Here is a 16,128-nt window from a genome sequence, read left to right as displayed (position 1 = left end):
AAGGCCCGCCACGGGCCTTGCCTTCGACTTGGCGCGCCGCGCATAGTGAGTACCCGGCACATCGACCAAGAAGGGATTTCGTAGTGCGTCGGCTTCGGATTGCCTCAGCTCTGATCGTCAGCTTGCTGACCTTGCTCTGCATGTTCCCGGCAGCTGCCGAACATGACGGAGGCTGGACCGTTCTGCTCGACGAACAGGCCAACCTGCAACTGAGCGATGTGCGCTCCGAGCGCTACCGCAACCAGTTCAGCCCTCTGATTCTTGCCGAGCTGGATGCAGCGCCTGCGGAACAGGCCTTGTGGCTGCACTACCGCCTGCAACCCGGCGACCAGGAACAACTGCTGCGGGTATTTGCCCCAGACCTTTCTGGCCTGGACCTCTATGCCCTCGATGGCAACCAGCTTCTGCGTCAGCTGCACCACGGGCGCCTGGCCGGCAACGCCAGCCCCACCCTGCGTGGCAGCGACCATATATTACCCCTGCCCAACAGCAAACAACCGCTGGACATCTACCTGCGCCTGGTTTCCGAACACCAGCTACGCCCGGCCATCAGCCTGGAACCGGCAGCCGTAGCGGCTTCAGACCAAAGCCAGCCCCTGCTGTTCGGCATGCTGTTCGGTGGCCTGGTGATGCTGATCATGCACAACCTGATCCGCTTCCTCTACAGCCGTTCCACCACCACCCTGATCCTGGCGCTGTACCACGGCCTGATGCTGCTCAGCGGCCTGATCCTGCTGAACCTCAGCGGCCCTTGGTGGCATGTGTGGCACAACGCGCAAACACCCGCCGCCTACTTGACACTGGTGCTGGCAGGCCTGGCCGGGCTGTATTTCACCCAACATTTCTTCACGCCGTGCAATTCGCCACGGCTTAACCGCCTGCTGCAAGGTGAGATGCTGGTGGTCGGGGTCAGCGGCCTGGTGCTCTTGTTCGTCGACACCCTGCCCCTCAACCTGATGACCTACGCCCTGCTGGCCTTGGGCAGCGTGAGCATGCTGCTGGTCAGCAGCTACCACTGGTACCGTGGCTATGCACCCGGGCGCCTGTTCAGCCTGGCCATGGTGGTGTTCAACCTGGGTGGCCTGGTACTGCTGCCGGCCTTGCTGGGCCTGACCCGCACCTCGACGCCCTGGTTGCTGTGCATCCTGTTGGGCCTGACCGTGGTCAGCGGCCTGCTGCTGAACCTGGCCGTCAGCGAACGCCTGCGCCGCATGAGCGAGGAGCGATTCAGTGCTAGCCGTGCACTGGCCGCCAGCGATGCCGAAATCAATGCCAAGGCCGAGTTCCTGGCCAAGATCAGCCACGAAATCCGTACCCCCATGAATGGTGTGCTGGGCATGACCGAGCTGCTGCTGGGTACGCCGCTGTCAGTCAAGCAACGCGACTATGTGCAGACCATCCACAGCGCCGGTAACGAGCTGCTCACGCTGATCAACGAAATTCTCGACATTTCCAAGCTGGAATCCCGGCAGATCGAACTGGATGATGTGCAATTCGACCTTAACGCGCTGATCGAGGATTGCCTGAACATCTTCCGCGCTAAGGCCGAGCAACAAAACATCGAGCTGATCAGCTTCACCCAGCCACAGGTGCCGCGCGTGATCAGCGGCGACCCGACACGACTGCGCCAGGCCCTGTCGAGCTTGCTGGAGAATGCACTGAAAAATACCGACCAGGGCGAGATCCTGCTGGTGGTGGCGCTGGACCAGCGCGGCGAGGTGCCACGCCTGCGTATTGCCGTGCAGGACAGCGGCGAACCGCTGCCCGCCGCCGACCGCGAAGCCTTGCTGCAGGCCGAGTTGCACAGCCACCACTTCCTGTCCAGCAATAAGCTGGGCGGCCACCTTGGCCTGGTCATTGCCAAGCAGCTGATCGGCCTGATGCAGGGCGAGTTCGGCATCAAGAGCAGCACCGGTATGGGCAACACCCTGTGGCTGACCTTGCCGCTGGACCCTTCACGCCTGGAGCAACCACCGGCCGACCTCGAAGGGCCGCTGCGCGATGCCCGTGTGCTGGTGGTGGACGACAACGACACCTGCCGCAAGGTGTTGGTACAGCAGTGCAGCGCCTGGGGCATGAACGTCAGCGCGGTGCCATCGGGCAAGGAGGCCCTGGCGCTGCTGCGTACCAAGGCGCACCTGCGGGACTACTTCGACGCCGTGCTGCTGGACCAGAACATGCCCGGCATGACCGGTATGCAGCTGGCCGCCAAAATCAAGGAAGACCCGAGCCTGAACCACGACATCCTGGTGGTGATGCTCACCGGCATCAGCAATGCGCCGAGCAAGGTCATTGCGCGTAACGCCGGGGTCAAGCGGATACTGGCCAAGCCGGTGGCCGGCTACACGCTGAAAACCACCCTGGCCGAAGAGCTGGCACAGCGCGGCCGCGAGCAGGCGGTGCCTGCAAGCCTCCCAGGCATACCGCAGGCGCTGGACCTGCCTGGCAACTTCCGCGTGCTGGTCGCCGAGGACAACAGCATTTCGACCAAGGTCATCCGCGGCATGCTCGGCAAGCTCAACCTCGAGCCCGACACGGCCTGCAATGGCGAAGAAGCCCTGCAGGCGATGAAAGCGCATCGCTATGACCTGGTGTTGATGGACTGCGAAATGCCGATACTGGACGGCTTCTCGGCCACCCAGCAGCTGCGTGCCTGGGAAGCAGCCAACCAGCGCCAGCGCACACCAGTGGTGGCGCTGACGGCGCACATTCTGGCCGAACACAAGGAGCGCGCACGGCTGGCGGGCATGGACGGGCACATGGCCAAGCCGGTGGAATTGTCACAGTTGCGCGAGCTGATCCAGTACTGGGCCAACCAGCGGAAAACCCAGGTAGATCCAGCGCATACTTCCTAGCTGACACAAGCATCCGCATTGCTGAGGACTACGCCCCATGCTCCATGAGTTGTTCAGCGTCTACCTGAAAATGCTCGTGCTCTACAGCCCGTTCTTCGTGCTGTCGTGCTTCATCAGCCTGACCCGCGGCCACTCCAGCAAGGAGCGTAAGCAACTGGCCTGGAAGGTGGCCTTCGCAGCGCTGGTCGCCAGCGTGCTGCTGTACCTGTTCGGGCGGGTGATTTTCGGTATTTTTGGCATCACCGCCGACGCCTTCCGCATCGGAGCCGGCAGCGTGCTGTTCATCTCGGCCCTGGGCATGGCCCAAGGCAAACCGGCCGTGCAGGCCGATAACGTGCAGCAAGATGTGACCATCGTACCGCTGACCATCCCACTGACCGTCGGCCCCGGTACCATTGGTGCCCTGCTGGTGATGGGCGTCGGCCAGCCGCACTGGGATGACAAGTTGCTGGCCATCATCAGCATTGCCCTGGCCAGCTTCACCGTGGGCCTGGTGCTGTACCTGTCACACGGTATCGAACGCATTCTTGGCGAGCAGGGCCTGCAGATCGTCAGCCGCTTGATGGGCCTGTTTGTCTGCGCATTGGCAGCGCAGATCATCTTTACCGGTATCAAGGGATACCTGATGCCCTAAACCTCCATTTCATGGATTTCCTTCAAGGCAATCTTCACCAGTGCCCGCTCGACACCGCTGCGACGTTCCTGATTGAACAGGCGTGTATTGAAACGCACCAGCTCTGCGGCCACCTGCATGTTGCGGCGCTCGCGAAACAGAAAGCCATTGGTGAATACCGCCGTGTTGCCAGCCTCGTGGTACACCACAATATCCACGTAGTTGCCACTGACTGGCGCACAGGACAACAGTTGAAACTGCGCTCGGTCCCTGCTGCGAGACTCGAAATGCAGCAAGGGTTTGCCGTTTCTCTTTAGTGCCTCGAACGCCAGCGCCATGCTGCTGGAATGCTGAGCCCCTGCGACGGCGTCGATCTTGCTCAACGCCTGATCGACAATTCTGGGCCGTTGCGGGTCCGGCCAATGGACTTCTTCAGCAGACTTCGCGTCCCACCCCAGGTACATCAACTTCTTGCGGTAGTAATCGTATTGTTCCTGCTGCGTTGCTTTGGCCATGTCTTGCAACGTCACGGCCTCGGCCCATAACGAAGCAAGCTTCACGGCCTGACGCTGCTCAAGGCTGACGCCGGAAATGAACGAAACCAGGCTTGCGCCTACGACTACGGCTTCATGCTGTTGCATCGCCACCCTCCGGCTTCAACACGCCTAGATCAATGATTTTTCCAACATGCTGTGTTCGCTCAAGCAGATCGTGCAGGCCTTGGCGATGAGCGACAGTCAGGTATTCGCTCAATGTTCCGGCACTGGCCCGCAGGTCTATCCCCTCGGCAGGTATAGGCTGCAAACGGGTATCGGGACGAATCTGTGATGCAGGCAAGGCACTCTTGAACGCCAACCCACACATATCCAGAGACGCATCAGGCAGCATCACGCCCAGCTCGTAGGCGTAGTGTGTGGTCTTGTCCTGCTCCGCCAGCGTGAAGGGTTGCAGGTGCTTCTGCACCACCACCTGCGAGAGCAGGGTAAGGGCAGCCCGCAAATGACCCGCCAGGCTGGGATGACGGGCCTGCAAATCGTCGCTGAGCCGCTGAACCGGCACCAGTGATTGCCCAGCCTGCGCCTGCTGGTGATCACTGCGGCTGCGCACGACCACCCAGCCTCGCTCCTCCAGTGCCGTGCGGTACCCGCTGTACCAGCGCCCGTAGTGGGTAAACCGTGAGCCGTTCAATTTGTCCGAGCGCAGCTGGGCAAACAGAATCGAGTCCAGCGCATACTGCCTCAAGGGCTGCGCCGCGTCCGCGACCAGCAGCGCGGTGCCACCAACGAGCCACAAGGAGTAGCCTTCCTTACTCATTGCAATACCTCGAATTTCAAACGTGCAGAATGAAGAACGGGGCCCGCAGGCCCCGTTTGCTCTCAAATCTCGTATTCGTCGGCGGCCTTGACGGCCTTGTCAGCGAGTTTCTGCTCGATGGTTGCGCGCACCTGGTCGGTGTACACCACTTCATTCAGGGCAAGTACTGCCGAACCGCAGTAGCGGTCTTTGCTCGAACTCTTCCATTCGAACACCGTGGTATTCAGGTCGTTTTCACTTGGCGAAGCACTGAATGCGTTCACCAGCATGAACAGTTCGCCCTCAGGCGTTTCAATGCACGTTCCCAACCCTGTGGTCGAGACCGGGTTGCCTTTGACGTTCTGTTTGTAAACCTTCTGCGCTTCTTCGATGTTGCCGAACGCAGTGATGGCATCACCGGCCAACTTGGCCATGGCCTCGCCTACTGGCCCGCCGAGCAAGGCTTTACCTGCGGCACTGGCGACCTTGAACGCGATCGGGCCCAGGGTCAGCGATTTGCTCTTGTCATAGTCGCGCTCGTAAGAACGCCGGCCCGCCACCCAGCCCAGAGTGCGCATGACTTCCAGAAACTTGTTGAACCAGGCTTCGGACTCTCCGTCGCGGTCATGCAGTTTGGACGCCACGCGAGAAGCGAACTGGAAGGTGGTCTTGGCATCGCGCCGGCTTTGCGCCGACATGCCTGCGCTCAGCGCCAGAAGGGATTGTTCGACAACAGCAATGCTATCGCCACTGGATGCTTTGGTATCGGTCATGGAAAGGGTCCTTGAATGCCCTCGACGGGAATCATCGAGGGGCATTCACCCTATGCCGAAAACGACGAGGGAGCAGGCATGAACCGGTTCCCTCGGTACCTCACTCGTCTGCCGGGTACCAGCGCGGGGTATACACCCACTGCTTGCCATCGGCGCTTGGGAATTGGCAGGTCGTGGACGAGCCGACCAGAACCATGGTGCGCATGTCGACCATTTCTGGCAGCAACTCGGCCAATGTGACTACCTTCAGCGTCTGCCCCGGCCTACCGATGTCACGGCCAAGGACTACAGGGGTGTTGCCATCGCGATGCCGGCGCACAACCTCCAGCGCCACCCCAAGCTGGTGCGGTCGGGACTTGGAAATCGGGTTGTAGAAGGCCATTACCAGGTCAGCCTGGGCCGCCAGATCCAGCCGCTTCTCGATGATGGACCAGGGCTTCAGATTGTCCGAGAGCGACATCACGCAGAAGTCATGCCCCAGTGGTGCACCTGCCTGGGCGGCCGTCGCGAGCGAGGCTGATACGCCAGGCAGTATCTCGAGGTCGACGCGGTGCCACGCCGGGTCACTGGACTCATGCAACGCTTCAAGCACAGCAGCAGCCATGGCGAACACGCCCGGATCACCCGACGACACCACCACCACCGAACGGCCCTGGGCCGCCAGCTCGAAGGCATGCCGGGCGCGCTGCATCTCTTCACGGTTGTCGGTGCAGTGCAGCACCTGGTCGTCACGGAACGGCCCGGCCATGCGCACATAGGTTTCATAGCCAAGTACGTCTTCGGCACGCGCCAGCTCTGCCTTCACCGCCGGCACCATCAGTTCGGCAGCGCCCGGCCCCAGGCCGATAACGGCCAGACGACCACGACGGCGGCCAACCTGCGCCACCTCGACCGGGGCAGGCGCCACAGCAATGGCCGCCCCCTCAAGCTCGGTCAGCCGGGCATCGGGCAACGCCGCCGCAAGCATGCTGGCTACCCCGTCTGGATTGGCAGCGAAGCGCAAGGCCACACCCAACGCCTGCGCGGCCTCATGCAAGCCGCTGTCGGCCATGGCCTGCTCGTCCGCCAGCAGACAGGCTACCGATGGCTCGGCGATGCCGGCCTGCTGCAGTGCGGCACGAATACCGTGCAGGTTACCGCCTGCAACAGCCACAACCACCGAACGCGGGTGAATCAGCAGTTCGTCGCGGTTGGCCGGGCGCGCCTGATGCCCCACATGAATGGTGCGCCTAGCCGCCTCGCTGGCGGGTAACTGCGTCTGCTGCAGCCAGGGGGCATCACCTTCGATGCGCACCGAGTCGCCGGCCAGCAGGTCGGAGACAAAGCGCTTGCCTTGCTCGATATCCGCCAGGGCATAGCCCTGTGGCGGGTTCAGCAAGCAGGTACCAAAACGCAGCTCGCCACTGGTGGTAATGGCAGCGGCAACCCCCAGTGCTTCAGCCAGTTCACGCGCCATCACGTTCACGCCGCTCAGGCCACCGAGTAACGGCACTACCGCGCTGCCATCTTCGGCCACGGCCAGCACCGGCGGCTCGACGCCCTTCTCGCTGAGCAGGCTGGCCAGGCTACGGATGACGATACCTGCAGCGCACAGGGCGATGATCGGCGTGTCCTGCTGGTACAGCCGGCGCAGGGTGTCGCCGAACGCGGTGTAATGAAGGTCGACACCTTCGACCCGGCCTTCCAGGCCATGGATCGACGCCTGCGGGTAACGCTTCTGGATTCGCTGCGCGGTGGCCAGGCTGCCTGGGCCAAGGATGACAATGGCGGGTGCCTTGTGCATGTTCAACCCTGCCATTTTTCACCCGGCACAATGATCAGCGAGAAGTACGGCGACGACTGCGGGTCGACCTGGTCCAGCGGCACGATCTTCTGGTTGGCCATGGTGGCCCGCTCCACATACAGCGCACGCCCGTCCAGGCCCAGTTCGGCCAGCACCTCGCGTACCTTGGGGAAGTTGCGGCCAAGCTTCATGATCACCGCAGCATCGGCGTCGGCCAGGCGGCGCTTGAGCTCTTCGGCCGGCAATACACCCGACAACACCGACAGGCTCTGGTTGCGGTAGACCAACGGCGCGCCCAGCACCGAAGCACCACCGAGCATCGAGCAGACGCCCGGGATCACTTCGGCCTCATACCGCTGCGCCAGGCGATCGTGCAGGTACATGTAGGAGCCGTAGAAGAACGGGTCGCCTTCGCAGATCACCGCCACGTCGCGGCCGGCATCCAGGTGCTCGGCCACCTGCACGCTGGCTTCGTCGTAGAAGTCGCTGATTACCTGTTCATAGGACAGCGGCGCTGGCAGGGCTTCGGTGGTAACCGGGTAGACCAGTGGCAGCAGGGTCTGCTCGGGCTGCAGATGTGCCTCGATGATACCGAAGGCGTTGCCACGCTTGCCCTTGGCCACGAAGTAGCCGACCACAGGCGCTTCGCGCAACAGGCGCAGGGCCTTGAGTGTGATCAGTTCAGGGTCGCCAGGGCCCACGCCCAGGCCCAGCAGTCGTCCACGCGGCGCCATCATTCCACCTCCGTGGCCAGGGCGTTGACCGCAGCGGCGGCCATCGCGCTGCCGCCCAGGCGGCCCTGCATGATCACGAACGGCACGCCACGGCTGTCGGCGGCGAGCATGGCCTTGGACTCGGCGGCGCCGACGAAACCGACCGGGAAGCCAAGGATCAGTGCCGGCTTGGGAGCGCCCGCGTCAATCATCTCCAGCAGGTAGAACAGCGCGGTAGGCGCGTTGCCGATCACCACTACGCTGCCTTCCAGGTATGGGCGCCACAGCTCGAGGGCTACGGCGGAGCGGGTATTGCCAGCATCCTTCGCCAGGCCTGGCACGCTCGGGTCGCGCAGGGTGCAGATAACCTTGTTGTCTGCGGGCAGGCGTGCCCGGGTAATGCCTTCAGCCACCATGTGCGCATCGCACAAGATCGGCGCGCCGTTAAGCAGCGCTTCGCGCCCGGCCCGGCCGGCACCTTCGGAGAACTGCAGGCCGTCGATGGCATCGACCATGCCGCAGGCGTGGATCACGCGCACGGCGAGCTTTTCGAGGTCTGCGGGAATCCGCTCGAGCCGGGCTTCCTCACGGATGATACGGAAGGAATTGCGATAGATCTCCTGACCATCGCGGATGTAGTCAATCATCAAGGTGCTCCGTCGGCAGGTCGAGCATGGCGCCTGCTTCATTCAAGGTAAGGTCGGTGGCGCGCAGGGCTCCGAAGCCCGGATGGCGCGCATCACGCAGGTACAGGTCATAACGGCCCGGTGAACGGGCCAGCAAAGTGGCCGGGGCTACATGAGCCACGGCGCAGGAACGGGGGCAACCGGACAGGTGCACGCTGGCGGGTACACCTGGGCCCAGCAGCGCGGCCAAGGCAACGGCGTCGGCCTTGGTCTCGCCAAGGGCCTTGGCGCAGCCGCTGGCGCCGGTGCAGGCGCTGATACGTGCCAAGGGTTCATGGTCGTGGCACAGCAAGCCCAGCGCAGACAGTTCGGCCTGGGCCTGATCGATGTGTCGTTCTTGCAGATTGGTCAGCACCAGGCTTTGCCAGGGGCTAAAGCGCAGGCTGCCATCGCCCCATTCACGGGCAATACATGCAGCACCGCGCAACATGGCTGGGGTCAGGCGGCCTTGGGGTGGGGCAACGCCAAGGGCAAGGCCTTGAACCTGGGGTAGCACCCCCAGCCAAGAAGCACGGTGTGGTTCGCGTCGCCATGTGAGCACGGCGTCGTCGCGGCAGATGTCCAGCCCGAGCCCATCGACGAAATCGCTTGCCGGGTATACCTCAAGCAACTGGCGCATGCGCGCCTGCGCAGGGGTTGCCAGGTCGAGAAAGCGTTCCAGCACGGCACGCACCAGCGCCAGGCCTTGCTCCAGCGGCACCGCACCGAGCGCCTGGCCATCTGCCGGGCAACCCGCCAGGCCGAACGCCAGCCAGGTCTGCTGCTCCAGGCGCAGGGCCGACAGCCACAGGTCGTGAGGGTGTTCGAGCATGGCCAGGCGTTCGCCGGCATCCAGCTGCACGGCGAACTTGGCCGACAGTTGATGGAAGCGCGGGGTAATTTCCAGCATAAGGAGGATCTGCTCGGCCAACGGCCGCGCATCCAGCAGCATGGCTGGGTCATGCCCGGCCAGCGGGCTTAGCATCAGGTTGCGCACATCATCACCGGCCGCTTCGCGCGGGCCCAGGCCGGCAACGAGCAACGTGTCGATCAGCGCACGGTGCTCGCTACCGATGCCACGAATCTGCAGGTTGCCACGGTTGGTGGCCTCAATCACACCGCCGGCGAAGCGCTCGGCCGCCACCGCCACCGCTTCGGCCTGGCTGGCCAGCAGCAGGCCGCCCGGCAGCTTGATGCGGCAGATGCCGCCGTCACGGGCACTGACGATGCGCCACAACCCCGGGCAGGCCGAGGGGCGGGGCGAAACGTTGGGAGCATGGGCCTGCGTCAAAGGGGCGTCCGGCAATCTGTGAAAATGCGCTTGAGTGTAGAAGGCGCGGTATTATGCCTGCTTTGTCCGGCGGCATGAAAAGCCGGTGGTCGAGCATCATTCGAGTTTGAGCAGATTTTTGGGTGCGCAGCGGCCCCAAAATCTTGAAGAGGTATACATGGCACCCTGGCTGACAGTAGTAGGCATCGGCGAAGACGGCTTCAGTGGCCTGGGCAAACAGGCCCGGCGCGCGCTGCTGGGTGCTGCGCGGATCTTCGGCAGCCCGCGCCAGCTGGCCTTGCTGCCACGCTGCGTGCCCGGCGAACGGCTGGGCTGGCCAAGCCCGTTCTCGCTGGCCCCGGTGCTGGCCTTGCGCGGCGAGCCAGTGTGCGTGCTGGCCAGCGGTGACCCGATGTTCTACGGCGTCGGCGCCAGCCTGGCGCGCCAGGTGCCTGCCGATGAAATGCGCGTGCTGTCGATGCCCTCCTCTTGCGCCCTGGCCGCTGCGCGCCTGGGCTGGCCGCTGCAGGACGTGCAAGTGGTGTCGCTGGTCGCCCGCCCCTTGGCGGCGCTCAATGCCCACCTGCACAGCGGTGTGCGCTTGCTGGTGCTGAGCAACGATGGCGACAGCCCGGCGGCCGTTGCAGCATTGCTTCGCGAACGTGGCTTCGGGCCAAGCCGCCTGCGGGTTTTCGAACACCTGGGTGGCCAGGATGAACGCGCATTGGAGGGCACCGCCCAAAACTGGCCGCACGCCGAAACCGCAGCGCTCAACCTGGTGGCCATCGAATGCCTGGCCTCACCCGAAGCGCCACGCCTGCATCGCCTGGCCGGGCTGCCGGACAGTGCCTTCCGGCACGACGGCCAGCTGACCAAGCGCGATGTCCGCGCTATCACACTGGCGCGCCTGGCGCCCCAGCCCGGCGAACTGCTGTGGGACGTGGGCGCCGGCTGCGGCTCGATCGGCATCGAATGGATGCGTGCCCACCCGGCCTGCCGCGCACTGGCCATCGAGGCCGACGAAGGCCGCCAGGGCTTCATCGAACATAACCGCGATGCGCTGGGTGTACCTGGCCTGCAACTGGTTCGCGGCAAGGCGCCAATGGCACTGCAAGGCCTGGAACAGCCCGATGCCATCTTCATCGGCGGCGGCGTCACCCGTGAAGGCGTGCTGGACTTTTGCTGGGCGAACCTGCGCCCCGGCGGCCGGCTGGTGGCCAACGCAGTGACCTTGCAAAGCGAACTGGCCCTGGCGCACTTTCGCGAACAGCACGGGGGTGAACTGACCCGCCTGCATGTCGCCCATGCCCAACCCTTGGGCACGTTCGATACCTGGCGCCAGGCGCTGCCGATCACCCTGCTGGAAGTGATGAAGCCCGCCGATGCGTGAAGAAACCCGCGAACAGCCGGCGCCCCTGCGCAGCGGCCTGACCACCGGCAGCTGCGCTACCGCCACCAGCCTGGCAGCGGCCAAGCTGCTGCTCACCGGCCAGCAAGACGATGCAGTGGATATCACCCTGCCCAAGGGCAAGGTGGTGCAGATGCGCCTGGAGTTCTGCCGCCTGATCGGCGAAGGCGCCGAAGCCGGCACCCTCAAGGATGCGGGCGACGACCCGGATGTGACACACGGCGCCTTGCTCTACAGCCAGGTGCGTCTGTTGGCCGAGACGGGCATCCGCTTTGTCGCGGGGATCGGCGTCGGCACCGTGACCCGGCCGGGGCTGGTGCTTGCGGTTGGCGAACCGGCCATCAACCCGGTACCTCGGCGCATGATCACTGAACACCTGCAGCGCCTGGCCGATGAGTGTGGCTATCCCGGCGGTTTCGAGGTCACGGTCAATGTGCAGGGCGGTGAGCAACTGGCCCTGAAGACCATGAACCCGCGCCTGGGCATACTGGGCGGGCTGTCGATCCTCGGCACCAGCGGCATCGTGCGGCCGTTTTCCTGTGCAGCCTATATCGCCTCGATTCATCAAGGCATCGACGTGGCCCACACCAACGGCTACACGCATATCGCCGCCTGCACCGGCAACGCCAGCGAAGACACCATGCGCCGCGTCTACGGCCTGCCAGAAATCGCCCTGATCGAAATGGGTGATTTCGTCGGCGCAGTGCTCAAGCACCTGCGCAAGGTGCCGGTACCACGCCTGAGCCTGTGCGGTGGCTTCGGCAAGATCAGCAAACTGGCGGCCGGGCACATGGACCTGCACAGCCGCCATTCCAGCATCGACCTGCCGCAACTGGCTGGCTGGGCTGCAGACATTGGCGCTGACGAAGCGTTGCAGGCCGCCATCATCGGCGCCAACACCAGCCAGCAAGCACTCGCTCTGGCTCATGCGGCCGGCGTTGCCCTCGGTGATGCCGTGTGTGCCCACGCCCTGGCCTTCGCCCGCAGCGTGGTGCCGGCACAGGTGCAAGTGGAAGTGTTCGCCATCGACCGCCAAGGCGGCATCGTTGGCCGGGCGGGCGTGCAATGACTGCGCGCATTCTGCTGTTGGGCGGCGTCACCGAGGCCCTGGCCATCGCCCGTCGCCTCGGCCCGCAGCACGTTTACAGCCTGGCGGGTATCGGCCGCGTGCCGCAGGACCTGCAATGCCAGGTGCGGGTCGGTGGCTTTGGCGGCGCTGAAGGCCTGGCCAGCTACCTGCGCGAGGCCGGTATCACGCTGTTGATCGATGCCACCCACCCTTACGCCGCGCAGATCAGCCGCAACGCCGCCAGTGCTGCGCGTATTGCCGGCATCCCGTGCTGGGCCTTGCGACGCCCGGCCTGGCAGGCGCAAGCGGGGGACGACTGGCGCGAGGTCGAGGACTGGGCGGCGTTGATCGAGGCGCTCAAGCCGTTTCGCAGGCCGCTGTTCACGCTGGGGCGAGAGCCGCTGCAACATCTGGACGAAATACCGCCGGAACAGTTCTGGACCTTGCGGGCGTTGGAGGCATGCCCTGGCAACGAGCGTTGCGAAGTGATTGGTGCCCGCGGGCCATTCCATATCGAGGATGAACGGGCGTTGTTCCGGCGCCGCAGGATCGATGTGCTGATCAGCAAGAACAGCGGCAGTGTGGCGACCGAACCGAAGCTCGAAGTGGCGCGGGAGTTGGATGTGCCGGTACTGATCCTGAAGCGCCCGGTGCTGCCGGAAGTTGACCGACAATTCGGCTCACTGACTGATCTGGCAACAGCGCTCCTACACTGATTTCAGATTTTTCTTCCAGCCTGCCAAGTGGCCCGTTACCGCCCTACTGCCTTAAACTCAATTCCCCCACCCCGGAAGGTTTCACCCATATGGAAATGCAATGGTGGATCTGGCTGGTCTTCGGCATCGCGCTGATCCTGCTCGAACTGGTCCTGCCGACGTTCTTCATCCTCTGGTTCGGCATCGGTGCCGTGCTGGTCTCGCTCACCTCGCTGGCCGCCCCCAGTCTGCAACTGGACATGCAGGTATTGCTGTGGGTGTTGCTGTCGTCGGTCACCACCGCGTGTTGGTTCAAGCTGTTCCGGCGCAAGCAGCCGGATGTGCGCTGGACCGCCGACAGCGTGATCGGTGAAGTGGGCTTGCTGACCGCTGGCGTTTCAGAGTTCCAGAAAGGCCGCGTGCGCTTCCAGAAGCCGATTCTGGGTAACGAAGAATGGACCTGCATCGCCGACAGCGAGATCCCTGCTGGCGAACGGGTGCGCCTTACCGCCATCGAGGGGAACACCGCCCGCGTCATTCGGGCCTGAACCTGCACTAAAAGGAATTTCGCATCATGACCAGCCTTATCGTCGTCGCGGCCATCGCCCTGTTCGTCCTGATCACCGTGTTCAAGGGGGTGCGTATCGTGCCCCAGGGCGAGGAATGGATCGTCGAGCGCCTGGGCCGCTACCACAGCACGCTCAAGCCCGGCCTGAACATCCTCATCCCGTACATGGATGTGGTCGCCTACCGCCTGCCGACCAAAGACATCATCCTCGATGTGCAGCAACAGGAAATCATCACCAAGGACAACGCAGTCATCGTGGCCAACGCGCTGTGCTTCGCCAAGGTGGTCGACCCGCAGAAGGCCTCCTACGGCGTGCAGAACTTCTCGTTCGCCGTCACCAGCCTGACCATGACCTCGCTGCGTGCCATCGTCGGTGCCATGGACCTGGACGAAGCCTTGTCCAGCCGCGAGCAGATCAAGGCACGTTTGCGCGATGCGATGTCGGAGCAAACCGAAGACTGGGGCGTGACCGTGCGCTCGGTGGAAATCCAGGACATCAAGCCCTCCGAGAACATGCAGCTCGCCATGGAGCGTCAGGCGGCAGCCGAGCGTGAGCGCAAGGCCGATGTAACCCGTGCCGAAGGGGCCAAGCAGGCGGCGATCCTTGAAGCGGAAGCACGCCTGCAGGCCGCCAGGCTGGATGCCGAAGCGCAGATCAGCCTGGCCGAAGCTTCAGCGCGGGCGATTTCGTTGGTCAAGGAAGCGGTGGGCAACGAGACCGTACCGGCCATGTACCTGCTGGGCGAGCGCTATGTCGGGGCCATGGAGAACCTGGCGGGCAGCAGCAATGCCAAGGTGGTGGTGCTGCCGGCTGACCTGCAGGAGACCGTGCGCGGGTTGATGGGCCGTAACAAGGCTTGAGATTGTCAGGGGCGCTTTGCGCCCCCATTAACCGGCAACCTGCGTCACTTCACCGCACCCCGCCATTTTTACCTATACTCCGCCTTACAATACCCACCACGATTCCTGACCGGATCTCTCCATGCCCCCACGTCGGCACATTGCATGGATAGCCTGCCTTGCAGTGCTGTTCAACCTGCTGGCCATGCCGCTGTCTTCTGCTGCGCCCAAGGGCCCGGCCGAGCAGTTGCTGTGGGGGGCTTTCTGTTCCAGCATGGCCAACAAGGCCAAAGTCGACGTCCAGGCCCTGGCCAAGATCGACCTCGGCACGCAAAACGACGAAAGCGCCAGCATGATGAACTGCTGGTGCTGCTCGGGCGCCGCACCGCTGCTGGCCCTGCCCGGCTACCCGCCACAGTTGCACAACCCGCCGACACTGCTCGCCGGGCTATTGTCGCCACCGGCTGACTACCAACCCTCGCCGCGCCAACTTTGGCCTGCGCTCAACCCCCGTGCCTCTCCGCTGGCCTGAGTTCATCACGCTGTCTGCCTGAACCTGAACAGAACGGAGATTTACCATGCTCAAGCACGCCCTCGTCATGGCCGCCCTGCTGCTGCCTGGCGCCTTTGCCAATGCCCACGAATACAGCGTGGGCGACCTGCACATCGCCCACCCCTGGTCACTGCAGTTACCACCCAACGCGCCGAACGTCGCGGCGTATTTCGTGGTGCACAACTATGGCAAGACCGATGACCGCCTGCTCAGCGTCAACAGCCCCATCAGCGATGACGCGCAACTGCACGAGCATGCCATGAGCGCCAGCGGCGCCATGAAGATGCAGCAGGTGCCCAGCGTAGTGGTACCTGCCGGCAAGGACCTGACCTTCGCCCCCAGCGCCTACCACGTGATGCTGATGCAGCCCAAGGACCGCAGCCTGCTCACCGACGGCAAGCGCTTCCCGTTGACCCTGCACTTCGAAAAGGCCGGCAACATCACTGTTGAGGTGGCCGTGCAGAAGCAGGCGCCAGCGGACCAGCCGCAAGCCCACGAACACGCGCACTGACACCTGCTGACAGGCACTCGCCATGAGCCTGCCGCGCAACAGCATCAGCCGTACCACCCGCCCTGACCGCAGGCGCGCCGGTGGTGGATGGCTGAGCCTGTTCGCCATGTGGATGATCTTCATCGGCCCACTGATTTCCCAGTCGATGCCGATGGACCACCATGCCGGCATGAGCATGCCGATGGACATGCCGATGACGGCTGCCCATCAGCATGGCGGCGACACCCATCACGGCCACGGCAACGATGGCCAGCTGCATGTGATGTGGGAAAAGTGCGGTTACTGCAGCCTGTTGTTCAACTGCCCGGCCCTGCCCCAGGCCCTCAGCCCGCTCAGTGCCGGCAGTGTCGTCCCCACCCCCCACCTGCTTGCGCCAACGCACCAGGGCCATGCCCGGCAGGCTGTATTCCCCGGTGCGCGCAGCCGCGCCCCACCTTCCGCGATCAGCGTCTGAACCCACATTTTGCGCACGGAGCCAGGAGGCTTCGCGCTAACTCATGACTGATCGACTGGAATCAT

The 16,128-nt window shown here is 63.9% G+C and carries 17 protein-coding genes; 10 read left to right on the top strand and 7 right to left on the bottom strand.

Annotation, left to right across the window (positions count from 1 at the left end; translation table 11 throughout):
• The first annotated feature begins 83 nt into the window (after positions 1 to 83).
• Positions 84 to 2,855 (top strand): hybrid sensor histidine kinase/response regulator, encoded by a 2,772-nt coding sequence (locus D8767_RS03920; protein WP_016712204.1) that lies wholly within the window; start codon positions 84 to 86, stop codon positions 2,853 to 2,855.
• Positions 2,856 to 2,892: 37 nt separating this feature from the next.
• Positions 2,893 to 3,489: a MarC family protein gene (locus tag D8767_RS03915; protein ID WP_016712205.1), complete on the top strand. Its 597-nt coding sequence runs from the start codon at positions 2,893 to 2,895 to the stop codon at positions 3,487 to 3,489.
• On the opposite strand, the gene D8767_RS03910 is transcribed toward D8767_RS03915, so the two are convergent.
• The 7 genes from D8767_RS03910 to cobG all read right to left on the bottom strand — a co-directional run bounded on the left by D8767_RS03910 (position 3,486) and on the right by cobG (position 10,001).
• Positions 3,486 to 4,109 carry a hypothetical protein gene (locus tag D8767_RS03910; protein WP_016712206.1) on the bottom strand — a complete coding sequence of 208 codons (624 nt, stop codon included), beginning with the start codon at positions 4,107 to 4,109 and terminating at the stop codon, positions 3,486 to 3,488. The two genes, D8767_RS03915 and D8767_RS03910, sit on opposite strands and share 4 nt — an antisense overlap.
• Complete coding sequence (locus D8767_RS03905; protein ID WP_016712207.1) at positions 4,096 to 4,782, bottom strand: hypothetical protein; 687 nt, start codon at positions 4,780 to 4,782, stop codon at positions 4,096 to 4,098. Before D8767_RS03905 ends, D8767_RS03910 begins: the two co-directional genes overlap by 14 nt.
• A gap of 62 nt (positions 4,783 to 4,844) precedes the next feature.
• Positions 4,845 to 5,534 (bottom strand): hypothetical protein, encoded by a 690-nt coding sequence (locus D8767_RS03900; RefSeq protein ID WP_016712208.1) that lies wholly within the window; start codon positions 5,532 to 5,534, stop codon positions 4,845 to 4,847.
• A 100-nt stretch (positions 5,535 to 5,634) separates the two neighbouring features.
• Complete coding sequence (gene cobJ, locus D8767_RS03895) at positions 5,635 to 7,332, bottom strand: precorrin-3B C(17)-methyltransferase (protein ID WP_122048281.1); 1,698 nt, start codon at positions 7,330 to 7,332, stop codon at positions 5,635 to 5,637.
• Complete coding sequence (locus tag D8767_RS03890) at positions 7,320 to 8,054, bottom strand: precorrin-2 C(20)-methyltransferase (RefSeq protein WP_016712210.1); 735 nt, start codon at positions 8,052 to 8,054, stop codon at positions 7,320 to 7,322. Before D8767_RS03890 ends, cobJ begins: the two co-directional genes overlap by 13 nt.
• A complete protein-coding gene (locus D8767_RS03885) occupies positions 8,051 to 8,677 on the bottom strand; it encodes a precorrin-8X methylmutase (RefSeq protein ID WP_016489386.1) in 627 nt (208 codons plus the stop codon). The genes D8767_RS03890 and D8767_RS03885 overlap by 4 nt, the downstream gene beginning before the upstream one ends.
• Complete coding sequence (cobG, locus tag D8767_RS03880) at positions 8,670 to 10,001, bottom strand: precorrin-3B synthase (RefSeq protein ID WP_016712211.1); 1,332 nt, start codon at positions 9,999 to 10,001, stop codon at positions 8,670 to 8,672. The genes D8767_RS03885 and cobG overlap by 8 nt, the downstream gene beginning before the upstream one ends.
• A 142-nt stretch (positions 10,002 to 10,143) precedes the next feature.
• Between cobG and D8767_RS03875 the strand changes: the two genes are divergently transcribed.
• The 8 genes from D8767_RS03875 to D8767_RS03840 all read left to right on the top strand — a co-directional run bounded on the left by D8767_RS03875 (position 10,144) and on the right by D8767_RS03840 (position 16,063).
• Positions 10,144 to 11,355, top strand: a complete 1,212-nt coding sequence (locus D8767_RS03875) for a bifunctional cobalt-precorrin-7 (C(5))-methyltransferase/cobalt-precorrin-6B (C(15))-methyltransferase (RefSeq protein ID WP_016712212.1) — start codon at positions 10,144 to 10,146, stop codon at positions 11,353 to 11,355.
• Positions 11,348 to 12,442 (top strand): cobalt-precorrin-5B (C(1))-methyltransferase, encoded by a 1,095-nt coding sequence (locus D8767_RS03870; protein ID WP_016712213.1) that lies wholly within the window; start codon positions 11,348 to 11,350, stop codon positions 12,440 to 12,442. The genes D8767_RS03875 and D8767_RS03870 overlap by 8 nt, the downstream gene beginning before the upstream one ends.
• Entirely contained in the window at positions 12,439 to 13,158 is a 720-nt protein-coding gene (locus D8767_RS03865; protein WP_016712214.1) for a cobalt-precorrin-6A reductase, read from the top strand. Before D8767_RS03870 ends, D8767_RS03865 begins: the two co-directional genes overlap by 4 nt.
• A gap of 89 nt (positions 13,159 to 13,247) precedes the next feature.
• Positions 13,248 to 13,685 carry an NfeD family protein gene (locus tag D8767_RS03860; protein WP_016712215.1) on the top strand — a complete coding sequence of 146 codons (438 nt, stop codon included), beginning with the start codon at positions 13,248 to 13,250 and terminating at the stop codon, positions 13,683 to 13,685.
• Positions 13,686 to 13,711: 26 nt separating this feature from the next.
• Positions 13,712 to 14,566 (top strand): SPFH domain-containing protein, encoded by an 855-nt coding sequence (locus D8767_RS03855; RefSeq protein ID WP_016712216.1) that lies wholly within the window; start codon positions 13,712 to 13,714, stop codon positions 14,564 to 14,566.
• Positions 14,567 to 14,687: 121 nt separating this feature from the next.
• Positions 14,688 to 15,077: a DUF2946 domain-containing protein gene (locus D8767_RS03850; RefSeq protein ID WP_016712217.1), complete on the top strand. Its 390-nt coding sequence runs from the start codon at positions 14,688 to 14,690 to the stop codon at positions 15,075 to 15,077.
• A 46-nt stretch (positions 15,078 to 15,123) separates the two neighbouring features.
• Entirely contained in the window at positions 15,124 to 15,609 is a 486-nt protein-coding gene (locus D8767_RS03845) for a copper chaperone PCu(A)C (protein ID WP_016712218.1), read from the top strand.
• Between the two features lie 22 nt (positions 15,610 to 15,631).
• A complete protein-coding gene (locus D8767_RS03840) occupies positions 15,632 to 16,063 on the top strand; it encodes a DUF2946 domain-containing protein (protein WP_016712219.1) in 432 nt (143 codons plus the stop codon).
• Positions 16,064 to 16,128: the final 65 nt, after the last annotated feature.

This window comes from Pseudomonas sp. LTGT-11-2Z (assembly GCF_003691445.1).
GTDB lineage: Bacteria > Pseudomonadota > Gammaproteobacteria > Pseudomonadales > Pseudomonadaceae > Aquipseudomonas > Aquipseudomonas monteilii.
This window is presented reverse-complemented; position numbering and strand designations above follow the sequence as displayed.

Excerpts from the sequence above, each read along its gene's own strand:
- D8767_RS03915 (WP_016712205.1), top strand. The coding sequence starts at position 2,893 with ATGCTCCATGAGTTGTTCAGCGTCTACCTGAAAATGCTCGTGCTCTAC.
- D8767_RS03910 (WP_016712206.1), bottom strand. The coding sequence starts at position 4,109 with ATGCAACAGCATGAAGCCGTAGTCGTAGGCGCAAGCCTGGTTTCGTTC.
- D8767_RS03905 (WP_016712207.1), bottom strand. The coding sequence starts at position 4,782 with ATGAGTAAGGAAGGCTACTCCTTGTGGCTCGTTGGTGGCACCGCGCTG.
- D8767_RS03900 (WP_016712208.1), bottom strand. The coding sequence starts at position 5,534 with ATGACCGATACCAAAGCATCCAGTGGCGATAGCATTGCTGTTGTCGAA.
- cobJ (WP_122048281.1), bottom strand. The coding sequence starts at position 7,332 with ATGGCAGGGTTGAACATGCACAAGGCACCCGCCATTGTCATCCTTGGC.
- D8767_RS03890 (WP_016712210.1), bottom strand. The coding sequence starts at position 8,054 with ATGATGGCGCCGCGTGGACGACTGCTGGGCCTGGGCGTGGGCCCTGGC.
- D8767_RS03885 (WP_016489386.1), bottom strand. The coding sequence starts at position 8,677 with ATGATTGACTACATCCGCGATGGTCAGGAGATCTATCGCAATTCCTTC.
- D8767_RS03875 (WP_016712212.1), top strand. The coding sequence starts at position 10,144 with ATGGCACCCTGGCTGACAGTAGTAGGCATCGGCGAAGACGGCTTCAGT.
- D8767_RS03870 (WP_016712213.1), top strand. The coding sequence starts at position 11,348 with ATGCGTGAAGAAACCCGCGAACAGCCGGCGCCCCTGCGCAGCGGCCTG.
- D8767_RS03865 (WP_016712214.1), top strand. The coding sequence starts at position 12,439 with ATGACTGCGCGCATTCTGCTGTTGGGCGGCGTCACCGAGGCCCTGGCC.
- D8767_RS03860 (WP_016712215.1), top strand. The coding sequence starts at position 13,248 with ATGGAAATGCAATGGTGGATCTGGCTGGTCTTCGGCATCGCGCTGATC.
- D8767_RS03855 (WP_016712216.1), top strand. The coding sequence starts at position 13,712 with ATGACCAGCCTTATCGTCGTCGCGGCCATCGCCCTGTTCGTCCTGATC.
- D8767_RS03850 (WP_016712217.1), top strand. The coding sequence starts at position 14,688 with ATGCCCCCACGTCGGCACATTGCATGGATAGCCTGCCTTGCAGTGCTG.
- D8767_RS03845 (WP_016712218.1), top strand. The coding sequence starts at position 15,124 with ATGCTCAAGCACGCCCTCGTCATGGCCGCCCTGCTGCTGCCTGGCGCC.
- D8767_RS03840 (WP_016712219.1), top strand. The coding sequence starts at position 15,632 with ATGAGCCTGCCGCGCAACAGCATCAGCCGTACCACCCGCCCTGACCGC.